The following is a 12,100-nucleotide window of genomic DNA, read 5'->3' as shown; positions in this document are numbered from 1 at the left end:
TTTAAATGATGCTCACAACTTTTTTACAGGCAGCGCCGCAGGATTCAATGTTGCCTACGATGCTGATGATGGCAATAATGTTCGCCGCGTTTTACTTCCTGATGATACGCCCACAAATGCAAAGGCAGAAGAAGGAAAAGAACTTTCAGGACTCGCTGAAAGTGGGAAGCAGAGTGGTGCTGACTTCAGGGCTTCACGGCAGAATTGCGCAAATTCAGGATGATGGCTTCATCATCGAAACGCTTTCCGGAAAGCTGAAATTTGAGAAGGCGGCGGTTTCCCGCGAATTTACGGCGGCAAGGTTTCCTGATGCATTGCCTGAAGGCGAAAAGAAATAATTGCAAAGAAATACCTACTGATTGTTCCCGGCGTTTTGTCGGGAATTTTTTTGCATTTCTTCCATTTGTCGGGAAATGATTTGGTTTAATTTTTTCAAATCTTTTTTACCAAGTTTTTCGTGATAGAAACCGCTTCTAATATTTTGATTGTCAATAAGTTGTGGGAATATTTTTGCGTCACGGTATTCGATAAAACGGTCCGGTGAAATTGCTGGAACCGGCGTGCTGTAAGATAAAGGATAATTGGCAGAGAAGTTGAATTTTAGGTTGCCGATTTGATGAGTTTCAAACTGAACTGCGTTGTAAACCTTTGGTATCCAGAGCTGTTCGGTTTTGAAACCACGCATCATCGCAGAAAGTCGGAAACTTGGCACCATTTGATTGAGAATTTTCGGGTAGCTGAGAAAAAATAGCACGACCAAACTTCCGCCAAAAGCCAACTTTTTCCAGATTTTCAGTTTTGATTTTTCGTAAAAAATAACGGTGATTATTACGAAAAACACATCGATAAAAAAACGATACTGTGCCGAAGTTATCAGCACTAAAATGCATTTGATGATAAGCGAAAAGTAGATAATTTTGATGAGTGTATTATTTTTCCTGAAAGTAAAAATCGTGAAGAAAAAAAGTGAAATTGCAAACAGCCAGTGAATTACAGCTTTGATTCCTGGCAGAAAAAACCAGTTGGAAATTCTCTCTCCGAAAGTGAAGTTTGCAATTTCTTCTGCGCTGTATTGCATATCGTAAGTCTTTTGTACAGCGATGTTTTCAGAAATTTTCATTACTTCAGGATTGGGTTTCCACGGAAGGTTTAAATCGAAATATGTCAGGGGAAAAATCGGGTAACCGAAGCAGAAAATATTTTTAGTAATGAAAATTATCATCACGAAAATTCCCAGAGAACCGATGCGAAAATTTTTCAAAATGGCAATTCCGTAGAGTATTACCAAGATTGGCGGCCAAATCATCGTGGGCTTTATTGCAAAAATGAAAACTGAGAGCGCGAACAGCCATTTTAAGTTTTTATTGCCGTTTAAAATTTCGACGAGAAGGATGATTGAAAATGCTAAAACCGGTAAATCTGGGCTTGGCGATTGTGAAAACAAAAAGAGTATCGGCAGGAAAATTAACGGAAGATTTTGCCGCTTTTCGTAGCAATAAATTATGAAAATTACCAAAGGTAAAATATTGATTTTCAATGCTGTATCAGTAAAATTGGAGAAACCAGCCTGAAAGATATGCCAGAAGGACATTTGCCCTAAAACTAAATCCAGATTGGAAATACCCTTCACCAAACCGATTTCTCTCAGCCATAAAATGCTCGGCACATAGTAGCCGAAATGATCCAGGATGAACGGCGGAAAAGACACAGCAAAAACTGATATCAGAATTAGGATTGCTGATTTTGAATTATTCTTAAAAAAAACAATAAAATTTTCATAAATCCTAAAAAAGAAAAACGCAGAAATTCCTATAATAACTGTTAGTATTTCTACCCAAAAATTTAGTGGAAGAAAGAAGGTCAGCAAAGTGAAAATCATCGTAATGGAAAAAATTCCGCCGATTAATTTTTCAGCCAAACCGTCTTCATAAATCCTGAACAAATTCAGAAAAAGCGTTCCGAAACCGGAAATTGCGGCAAGCAAAACGATGAGCGTGCAAAAAATGGAAAGCATCTTCAAAAATAAAAAACTGCCGGCATTTGCCGACAGCTCTGTAAAAACCAAATAATATGAATGAAAGCGTGTTTTAAAACTTGAAAATGACCTGGCCTGAGTAATTGCGCGGCGCAATCTGGTCGATGTAGCCGCCACGATAATAGGATGTGTAGTTCACTTCGTTGGTCAGGTTGTTCGCGAAAATGCGTACCGCAAAGTTTTTAAATTCATAGCCAATCTGCGCATCCAGCGTAGTATAGGCCTTCATTTCCAGCGGCTTTACGCCTGCTTGAATTTGGTTGGCATGCCCCTGTATCACGGTTCTTTTCGTCCATTCATTCGTTGGTCTTGCGCCAATGTAGTACGCGCCGAAACCAAGGTCAAGTCCGCGAAGTGCCCCCTGGCTAAACTTATAATTCAACCAGCCGTTTGCCGTGTTCCACGGTGCGTTGCTCGGCCTCGAATTATCGATGTAAGCCGGGCTGTCTTGGTAGCGTGCATCCAGGTAAGCCCAGCCAGCCATCACCTGAAGGTTCGGCAGGATGCGTCCGATGGCTTCAATTTCCACGCCGCTTCTCTTCAGATTTCCTGCAAGCTCGTAAATTCTCGGGTTGTAGGATTGGAAATTCTGGTTGAGCACTTCGTAGGAAAGGTTCGCCGTGTTGATGTTGAAATATGTCACATTAAATCTTAGCCTTTCATTGAACCAGTCAGATTTTATGCCGGCTTCAAATTGATTGGTTTTCTGCGGGCCAATTAGAGAGCCGTCCTGCTTTTTATTGTTCGCGCCACGAAGGCTTGTAGTGTTGGTGTAAGAGCCGAACACATTCACATTTTCAACCGGCGAAACCAGGATGCCGAAGGAAGGATTCCAGGCATCGTTGTTCTCTTTGTCAATCGCACCGTTCAGCCTGCTGTAGCGTATCCCCAGCGAAGTTTTCACATATTTGTTAATGGTCATCACATCCTGCGCCATAAAACCGAAGGTAGGTGCAATCGGCGTTTTGGATTCCTTTCTGTTGGTAAACTCCCACTGCTTTCCTTGCGGTGGTGCAGGAAGTTCATTGCTGATGTTTTCCAGCAGGTTTATTTCGTCGATATAAACAACATTGCCCGCCTTTTTCAGCGTTGGATAATCGTAACTCCACTGATTTAGAGCAACTTGTGAGAAATCTCCGCCTATCTGGAAGGTGTGTTTCAGCGGGCCGGTTTTCACATCTTTCCCTATGAAGTCCATTTGGAAGGTTTGGTTTCTGTCATGCTTCTCAGTTCTTGTGCGGTTCCTTAAAAACTTGGCATAATCCGTCCTTGTGCCTTTTGGCGTGATGATGCTTGCCATCACCAGATCTTGGTAATAATCATTGTTGAAGTAAGCCGCTCGAAGTTTAAAATTGTCGTTCAGCTTGCGGTTCACAGTAATCGCATAGTTGAAATTTTCCGTGTGATTATTGTCACCCTTAAAGCCCATAAACTTGTCCTTCGGCATCGTGTAGAGGGCATAAGTGCTTTCCGGCGCAATGTTCCTCGTACCTTGGTCTGGCGTATTATCGCCGTTGAAATAATCCATTTCCGCCACGATTTCTGTTTTGTCATCCGGCCTAAAAGCGATTGAGGGGTTAATGTAAAAACTTTCCTTCTCCACCAAATGGCGGAAGCTGTTCCCCTTCTGATATGCACCATTTAGGCGGAAAGCCACCCTGCCCTGAGAATCCAACACGCGCTGAACATCAAAAAACGGGCGGTAATTGTCCCAGCTTCCTGCACGGAAACCTATGCTGCCGGCGTTGATGAAGTGCGGTTTTTTCGTGACGATGTTGATAACGCCACCAGCATCACCAAGTCCGTTGCCAATGCCCTGCGTAATCGCTGCAGAGCCTTTTATTACCTGTATCGTTTCCACGCCCTGCATATCGGTAAGCATCCCAGAGCGGCGGAAATCCGTTTCCATCTTCACACCGTTTTTTAAGACCGGAACGCCGCGAAAACCGCGGAGCGTCATACTTTCCTTAGTGCCACCATACGATGAAAACTGCGTAACGCCAGGCACATTCTTCACCACATCCGTTAGCGTTAGGCCGCCCAAATCTTCAATTACTTTTGTGGAAAGCACAGAGATGGACTGAATCTGGTCTCTCGGTTTTAGGGGCATTCTCGAGATAATTTCCAGGCCTTCCGGCTGACGGTTTTTCACGCCGAAAAGTTCCACCGGTTCAATTTTCTTGGAATCAATGGTATCTGTCTTTACTATTTGCGCTGAGGCAAAGTAGCTTGCAATCAGGGCTGCAGCGAAAAAAGTTTTCTTCATTACAATGATTTAACGCTGCAAATCTAATTTAATTTAGAATAAGTACAAATAAAAATTTAAAAAAAATTTGTGATAAAAATCAGTGGGATAAATAAAGGCAAAAAAAATCCCAGTGCGCAGAATGCCTGGGATATTGTTGAGGTACCTAGCGGATTCGAACCGCTGTAGATGGTGTTGCAGACCATTGCCTAGCCCCTCGGCCAAAGTACCCTTTTTATTCGGACTGCAAATATAGCAAATTTTTCGTTTACACCTGCAAGCATTCTTGCAAGCAATATCAGTATCTTTGTTCAATTAATCAAATTTGAAATGTCCGAAATCCGACTAAATACCATTTCCGAAGCAATTGAAGATCTCAGAAACGGCAAAATAATCATCGTGGTAGATGATGAAAACCGCGAAAACGAAGGCGATTTCCTTTCCGCCGCAGAATTAACAACGCCGGAAATCATCAATTTTATGACGATTCACGGCCGTGGCTTGATCTGCACTCCGCTTACCGAAAGGCGCTGCGAAGAATTAGGCCTCGATATAATGGTGTCCAGAAGCAGCGATCCGAAGGAAACTGCGTTTACGGTTTCCGTCGATTTGCTTGGCAACGGCGTTTCCACGGGAATTTCAGCGAGCGACCGTTCCAAAACGATTTTGGCATTAATGGACGAAAATTCCAAGCCGTCCGATTTTATGCGACCAGGCCACATTTTTCCGCTTCGTGCAAGAAACGGCGGCGTTCTGAAAAGGGCAGGGCACACCGAAGCTGCGGTTGATCTGACGGTTTTGGCAGGATTGAAACCGGGAGGCGTGATTTGCGAAATTATGAATGAAGACGGCACAATGGCACGACTTCCACAATTGATCGAATTGGCGAAAAAGCACGACCTGAAAATTGTTTCCATTGAAGATTTAATTCATTACCAACTGAAAAAAGGCGACCTGATTGAGAAGATTGAACAGCGGAAAGTTCGTACGAAATTCGGCGAATTTGATTTCCACGCTTTCCGCGAAACCAGCACAGATCAGATTCACTTTGCCTTCACGAAAGGCCACTGGAACGATGATGAAGCGGTTTTGGTAAGGGTGCAGTCGTCCAATTCTTACTTCGATGTTCTGAGCAGAATGGTGAAGGGTGAGAAGCCTTTGCTGGGCAAAACGGTGGAAATGATTGAAGCGGAGGGGAAGGGTGCGCTGATTTTCATCAACAATGTTTCGACGGCGGAGAACACGATGCGCAAACTTCAGCAATTCCTTGATTTTCAGGAAGGTAAAGAGTTGGATTCTAATTTAACCACTAATTTTAGAGATTATGGAATTGGCAATCAAATCCTGAAAAATTTAGGAATTCGCAAATTTAAAGTGCTTACCCAGCATCCTGAAATAAAACCGCAAACCGCAGGCTACGATGTGGAAGCGGTGGGAATGGTGAAGCTTTAATTCGCGCTTTTTATTTCCGAAAAATCTTGGATGCCGTTCAGGAAACTTTTAGCGTCCATCCGTTTTTTGCCTTCCGGCTGTATTTCAGTTGGGAAATAAATTCCGTCCGCTGTGAAAAATTTCAGAGAATCCTTCGAAATTTCAATTTCGCCCGGCGTTTTTTGGTGGTCAGTAATTTCAAATTTTCCTGCAAATATCTTCAGGTTTTTTTTAGAATTACCAATCAGAATTTCCGTGAAAGCTGCGGGGTAGGGCGACATACCACGGATGAAATTGTGAACCTCCGCAGAATTTTTCCGCCAGTCAATCCTCGTATCGTCCTTGAAAATTTTAAATGCGTTTTTCGGCTGTTCCACGAAAGGCTGCGGCTTTTCCTGAATGGCGTTTTCAGACAAACCGTCCAAGGTTTCCACGATTAAATCGGCGCCCATTTCCATCAGTCTGTCGTGAAGTTCGCCGGCTGTTTCATCTGGGAAAATTGCCGTTTCCCGCTGAAGCAGGATGTGGCCTTCGTCAATTTTTTCATTGATAAAAAATGTGGTAACGCCGCTTTTTTCTTCGCCGTTGATGATGGCAAAATTGATGGGCGCTGCACCGCGATAATCCGGCAAAAGCGATGCGTGCAGGTTGAATGTTCCAAGCGGTGGGATGCTGTAGAGCATTTTGGGCATCATCCGGAAGGCTACTACCACGAAAACATCGGCACCAAGATTTTTCATTTCCTGCAAGAAGTTTTCATCGCGCAATTTTTCCGGTTGGAAAAGCGGCAAATTATTTTGTTCTGCAAAAATTTTCACGGCGGAAGCATTAAGTTTTAAACCTCGGCCGCTCGATTTATCGGGCGCTGTGACAACGCCCACGATTTCGTGTGGCGATTCGTAGATGTGCTGCAAACAGGTTTTTGCGAATTCCGGCGTTCCGAAAAAGACAATTTTTAAACTTTTCATATTGCAAAGATAGCCTATGTCAGTGCATATGTACGGTGATCTACCATAAAGATCTGTTCGCTGTTCAGCAGCAGGATGAGGTTTTCCAGGATGTCCTGCCTTTGGTGCCTGCTTAACGCTGCGAAAATTTCCTCTGCAGAAGCAGGTTTCTGCTTTAAAAATCTCAGTAAATCATCCTTTACTGAGCTGGAAAATATTTTGTAAGAATTCCTTAAGCAGACTGAGCATCTTCCGCATTTTTTTTGTGATTTACCGCCGAAATATTTCAGTATCATCTGCATTTTGCAAAAATGATTTTCAAGTATAAAATATTTCATTTCCTCCCATTTCTGCAGTTTATTGCGCTGCGTTTCCTTGTAATTTTTCCAGTACTTGCCTTCAAAAAAACGATCTTCCCTCGGGCTGAGAAATTTGATGGTTGCATTGTTTCCATCCGTGTATTTTAGGAGATTTTTAAGCTCCAATTCTCTTAGCCTGGACTTGAGAATTTTTTTTTCCGTGTTAAGTTTTTGAACTAGAAAATCTTCGTTAAAATATGCATCCCCGGATTGGATTCCCGGGAGGCTCCGCAGCAGCTGCTCCGCAAACCAGGCATCCTTTGGCGCCAGCAGGTGTAATTGTTGAGGGTCAAATGACAGCTGGATGCAGGATTTCGATGAACTTTCATCAAAAAAAATAACTTCCTGACGGTGAAGAAAGGCAAGAATATTTTTAATAATCGCTCTCTTTTCACCAGTTTGTGTTTGAATTTTATTATAATTGAACTCGAAGGTGGCATCGGGCAGTTCGTGTTCAGCGATCTGGTAAGTGGAATAGAGGCTTTTTAAAATTTTCACAAATTGATCCCTTTCAGCAATCTGCCCAGCGAAAATCTCATCTCTCTGCTTCAAATCTTCTTCGTTCCAAAAAAGGATGGTATCCGCATCCTGTTTCCCGCGGCCAGCTCGGCCAATTTCCTGGTAATAATTTTCAATGGACTGCGGAGGAGTGTGGTGGATTACGAAACCTACATTTTCTTTATCAATGCCCATCCCAAAGGCGTTAGTTGCCACTATTACGGCTGTCTCGGAGTTTTGCCACTCAGTTTGCCGTTCGGTTCTTTCTCGATAGGGGAGGCCTGCGTGGTAAAAGTTTATTTCGGGAATTTTGTTGGTTTTTAGAAAATTAAATAAATTTTCAGCTTCGCCCCTGGTGCGAACATATATGATTCCGGATTTGGATGTGTATTTTAAGAAATTAAGAATTTCCTGATACTTATCCGCACTTTTTTTATGATAAATATTTAGGTTATTCCTTTCAGGGTTTTGGTTATAAATTATTGGGCTTCTCAGCCCCAATTGAGAGACTATATCGTGAGAAACTTTTTTTGTGGCAGTAGCCGTCAGTGCAATTATTGGCACATTTGCATATACCTCCCGAAAATTTTTGATCCGAAGATAAGCCGGCCGAAAATCTTGCCCCCATTCGGAGATGCAATGAGCTTCATCCACTGCAAGAAAGGATATGGGAATTTCTGCCGCATTAGCTAAAAACTTCTTATCTCCGAGCCGTTCCGGGGAGATGTATAGCAATTTTGTCTGTCCGTTTTTGCAGCTGCTGTAAATCAAGTCCTGCTTCAGGCTATCCGTTTCCGCTGAGAGTAATTGCGCTTCTATACCCAAGCCTTGAAGCTGGATCACCTGATCTTTCATAAGAGCGAGCAGGGGAGATATTACGATGCAGCAGCCACTCAGCATTAAAGCAGGAACTTGGTAGCAGAGAGATTTTCCGCTGCCCGTCGGTAAAATGGCCAGGGTGTCCTTGCCGGAGATTACAGCGTCTATAATTTTATCCTGCGGCTCCCTGAAATGTTCATACCCCCAGAAAGTTTTTAATATATGAGATTTGGCAGGCAAGCTTAATAGTTTTTTGTAAAAATAAAAAATGCTGCACATTTATGCAGCATTTTAATTAATAGCAAACTCAAATTATCTAGCTTCGAAGTAAACCCTTCTGTTAGCCCGGTTTTTCCATTCCGGACATTTAGTTGCAGGATTACATTCTGGATACTTAAGATCTTTCTCGCCACGCCCGATTGCCTTAAGTTTAGAACCACTTACCCCGTTTTGGATAAGGTAATTTTTAACATTGTTCGCGCGTCTTTCAGAAAGCTTCTGATTATAAGCATCAGATCCTCTTGTATCCGTGCCGCCTACTACATTATAGTTGCTTCCTGAAGAATTGATATAGTTAACAGCATTATTCAGGATAGGCTGATTGGATGGGAGAATTCTGTCTGAATCAAAATCAAACTCGATACCTTCCAAAGATCTTGTTTGATCTCCCACTACACCCATAGTTACTCCTGTAGGGCAGCCTTGATTTTCAGCAGGACCGGGAACAGTTACACACTTATCATAAAGGTCAATTACACCGTCAAGATCTGTATCTAAAGCGACACCAGCTCCATCAACTCTCGCGCCGGCAGGAGTGTCAAGCTGACGATCCCAATCATCGCATACACCATCATTATCGGCATCCCCTTTCTTACATACCTCAACATCCTGAGTTTGGTTAGCAAGGACATCAAGCTTGTAATAAACCTCTTGTAATGGATCATGCCACATTACATGAGACTCGTGCTTTCCAAGTTTAAAGCTTACACCGAGAGTTACATTAAAGAAGTTATCGGATGTGTTATCTTCGCGCATATTTACTGCACTATATTGCTCACCGCCGCCATCGAATTCATCATCACCAGTGATTACATACATTGCGCGAAGCTCTAGATCAGCAGCCTTGCCCAGTTTATACTTTAAACCAGCACCAGCCTGACCGAACAAGGATGTACCTTTAAATGGCTTAACTTCCCAAGTTTTTCTTTGTCCGTTCTGATCTTCCAGATATGCTCTATAAGCTAATGTACCAGCACCGGCATACCCGTGTAGTGCAAACCTGTAAGGAGATTTATTATCAACTCTTCTTAATAGGTTGGAGAAATTTACATCCCCAAGAAGTGAAATAGCATCGTATTGGGTTCTTGCACCAAACGGCTCAGCCGGTGAAGCATCTCTATTTTTAGTATTAAAGAAACCTTGGCGGGTCTCACCTCTGTCATATTGAAGGTTAATGCCCACGGCATGCGTCAAAGCTTTATCAACACTGAAGTAAGCGGAGTATCCAACAAGATTTTTACCGTTCCCATTCTTAAGTGAAGTAAGATCCGCACTTTGTACCAGCGGAACACCTCCACCGATGGAGATAGCCCAATCATTAAATCTCTTGGTCTCTCTTTGCGGAGCTATTTGGGTAGATCCGGAAGTGTATGTATTCGGATACTCTCCATTATTGGGGTAGTAGTTCCTGTTCACCGAGAGGGTGTCAGTTGTTTGAGCAAGCACTACCGCCGGAATCCCAGCGAGAAACAAAGTTGCTAAATTTTTTTTCATCCTAATATAGTTTTAATTTATTTTCTTTCAAAAAACACTCGTCGGTTAGCTTCATTCTTCCACTCCGGACATTTGGTTGCAGGTACACATTCCGGATATTTCAGGTCAGACATTCCGCGTCCTTCGGCTTGAAGAATATCTCTGGAAACACCTTTCTGAACCAGATATTGTACAACTGCATTTGCTCTTCTTTGAGAAAGATTGAGGTTATATGCAGCCTTTCCTCTGCTGTCAGTAGCCCCGATTACTTTATAACCAGATACTTCACCACCGCTAAGTAAAAGGCTGGCAGCCTGGTCCAGCTTCGCGTAAGATGAAGGTCTAATTTTATCGCTGTTTAATTCAAATTCTATACCATCAAGACTCCTATTAATTTCGTGCATTATATCCGCCGTGGTAGTAGGGCAGCCGTTGTTTTCCAAAGGTCCCGGCACCGTTGGGCACTTATCATATAGATCGATTACTCCATCCAGATCCATATCCAGTGCTACACCTGCACCATCCACTCTTGCGCCGGCAGGCGTGTCAAGCTGCCTGTCCCAGTCATCGCAAACGCCGTCATTATCACCGTCACCTTTTTTACAAACCTCCAATGGCTGCTGCTCTACCGCGATAAGAGCGAGTCTTTGATCAATTTCCTTCAGTGGAGCTGCCCATTTAAGGTGCTGGTCGTGCTTACCAAGTTTGAACGAAAGGCCAAGCGAGACAGTGAAGAAATTATCGGAATTATTTTTTTTGATAAAGTTATAAGGGTAGTTCACCTCCCTCGGAGCTGAATACCTGTTATCCTTTGGTGCAGAAGAAGATTCCCATCCACCACCATCAAATTCATCATCCCCGGTGATGTAGTACATTCCACGCAATTCAAGGTCGATAAGTTTGTTTACATTATAGTTTAGCCCCAAGCCGAATTGCGAGAAAAAGGAAGCCTGATCCATTTTTTGATCAATCTCCAGCGGATTGTTCCATCGGGTAGAGTTGTCGGTAAGGAGCGTCTCATAATGCTGTATACCGATTCCTGCGTATCCGTGAAGCGCCCAGCGATAATTATTTCGGCTGTCCACGCGGCGCATAAGGGAGCTGAAATTTATGTCTCCCAATAAACTTACCTGGTCAAACTTCGTTGAAGCAGTACCTACGCCCCAGTCTTCATATTTTGGTGTGCGGCCGTTGTGTTTTTGAACGGCTGCGGCCCAGGAATTCCAGTCTGCCTGGCCCTTTTGGTTGGTCTCCCCGTGCTGATATTGAAGAGCGAGCCCGAAGGTGTGGCTCAGATGTTTTTCCAAATTTACAAAAGCAGAGTATCCCCACTCAATTTTGTCGTCATAAAAAGAATGTAGGTCGGCAGAGTGCATAAAGGCCCCGCCGCTGCCTATTGTGACAGTCCAGTCGCGGAAGAGCTTGCTATCCCTGCGGAATTTTTCCACATAAGGCACTTCGGACGAAAATGTATTCGGGTACCCGTCGTAGATGCGGCGGTCATTAGTCTCCGTAGCACTTTGCGCATAGGCAGCAGCCACCGGGAGAGTAAGAAGAAGGAAAGTAATTCTCATTCTATTAAGTGTTTATCTTCTAACAATTTTCTTGAAAACTCACGCTCATAAAGATGTTTCTGGTGCGGCAGTTTCAGCCTTTTGCTTTCAAATTTAATATTACCAAACTGCACGATATCAATGTCGATTATGCGATCTTGGTAATGGCCTGCTGCTGCACTGTCCATCATTCTTCCCATCTTTATTTCTATCCGTTTTGCAGCCTGTAAAAGCTGCCACGGAGAGAGTTTGGTGAGAATTTTCAGTGCAATATTACAAAAAATATTGTTACTGCAATATTCTACGGGTTCTGAGTATAAAAATTCACTTTTATTTAATATTGCACCTGCCGATTTTTCAAGTTCTAAAATTGCATCTTCAATATTTTTTTTGGTATTTCCTAAGTTACTTCCCAGGATTAATATAACTTTGTACCCAGACATATTTTTTATTATGAAAGA

At 43.0% G+C, this 12,100-nt stretch carries 9 protein-coding genes and 1 tRNA gene; 2 read left to right on the top strand and 8 right to left on the bottom strand.

What is annotated here, in order from left to right; genetic code table 11:
* Positions 1 to 8 precede the first annotated feature (8 nt).
* The gene (gene yajC, locus IMZ16_RS04550; RefSeq protein ID WP_073177401.1) at positions 9 to 338 is read left to right on the top strand and encodes a preprotein translocase subunit YajC; all 330 of its coding nucleotides are present in this window, start codon (positions 9 to 11) and stop codon (positions 336 to 338) included.
* Between the two features lie 14 nt (positions 339 to 352).
* Here yajC and IMZ16_RS04545 read toward each other — a convergent pair whose 3' ends face one another.
* The 3 genes from IMZ16_RS04545 to IMZ16_RS04535 all read right to left on the bottom strand — a co-directional run bounded on the left by IMZ16_RS04545 (position 353) and on the right by IMZ16_RS04535 (position 4,511).
* Positions 353 to 2,014 (bottom strand): LIC_10190 family membrane protein, encoded by a 1,662-nt coding sequence (locus IMZ16_RS04545; RefSeq protein WP_193440674.1) that lies wholly within the window; start codon positions 2,012 to 2,014, stop codon positions 353 to 355.
* A gap of 73 nt (positions 2,015 to 2,087) precedes the next feature.
* A complete protein-coding gene (locus IMZ16_RS04540; protein ID WP_193440673.1) occupies positions 2,088 to 4,301 on the bottom strand; it encodes a TonB-dependent siderophore receptor in 2,214 nt (737 codons plus the stop codon).
* 139 nt (positions 4,302 to 4,440) lie between these two features.
* Positions 4,441 to 4,511: transfer RNA gene (locus IMZ16_RS04535), tRNA-Cys, on the bottom strand.
* A gap of 99 nt (positions 4,512 to 4,610) precedes the next feature.
* On the opposite strand from IMZ16_RS04535, the gene ribB reads away from it, so the two are divergent.
* A complete protein-coding gene (gene ribB, locus IMZ16_RS04530; protein ID WP_193440672.1) occupies positions 4,611 to 5,732 on the top strand; it encodes a 3,4-dihydroxy-2-butanone-4-phosphate synthase in 1,122 nt (373 codons plus the stop codon).
* On the opposite strand, the gene fmt is transcribed toward ribB, so the two are convergent.
* From fmt to folK, 5 genes are all read right to left on the bottom strand, one after another.
* Positions 5,729 to 6,679 carry a methionyl-tRNA formyltransferase gene (gene fmt, locus IMZ16_RS04525; protein ID WP_193440671.1) on the bottom strand — a complete coding sequence of 317 codons (951 nt, stop codon included), beginning with the start codon at positions 6,677 to 6,679 and terminating at the stop codon, positions 5,729 to 5,731. The two genes, ribB and fmt, sit on opposite strands and share 4 nt — an antisense overlap.
* A 14-nt stretch (positions 6,680 to 6,693) precedes the next feature.
* Positions 6,694 to 8,574 carry a RecQ family ATP-dependent DNA helicase gene (locus IMZ16_RS04520; RefSeq protein ID WP_227411566.1) on the bottom strand — a complete coding sequence of 627 codons (1,881 nt, stop codon included), beginning with the start codon at positions 8,572 to 8,574 and terminating at the stop codon, positions 6,694 to 6,696.
* Between the two features lie 72 nt (positions 8,575 to 8,646).
* Entirely contained in the window at positions 8,647 to 10,107 is a 1,461-nt protein-coding gene (locus IMZ16_RS04515; RefSeq protein WP_193440669.1) for an OmpA family protein, read from the bottom strand.
* Between the two features lie 17 nt (positions 10,108 to 10,124).
* Positions 10,125 to 11,660 (bottom strand): OmpA family protein, encoded by a 1,536-nt coding sequence (locus tag IMZ16_RS04510; protein WP_193440668.1) that lies wholly within the window; start codon positions 11,658 to 11,660, stop codon positions 10,125 to 10,127.
* The gene (gene folK / locus IMZ16_RS04505) at positions 11,657 to 12,082 is read right to left on the bottom strand and encodes a 2-amino-4-hydroxy-6-hydroxymethyldihydropteridine diphosphokinase (RefSeq protein WP_193440667.1); all 426 of its coding nucleotides are present in this window, start codon (positions 12,080 to 12,082) and stop codon (positions 11,657 to 11,659) included. Before folK ends, IMZ16_RS04510 begins: the two co-directional genes overlap by 4 nt.
* Positions 12,083 to 12,100 lie beyond the last annotated feature (18 nt).

The organism is Cruoricaptor ignavus (assembly GCF_014961145.1).
GTDB classification, from domain to species: Bacteria; Bacteroidota; Bacteroidia; order Flavobacteriales; family Weeksellaceae; genus Cruoricaptor; species Cruoricaptor ignavus.
This window is presented reverse-complemented; position numbering and strand designations above follow the sequence as displayed.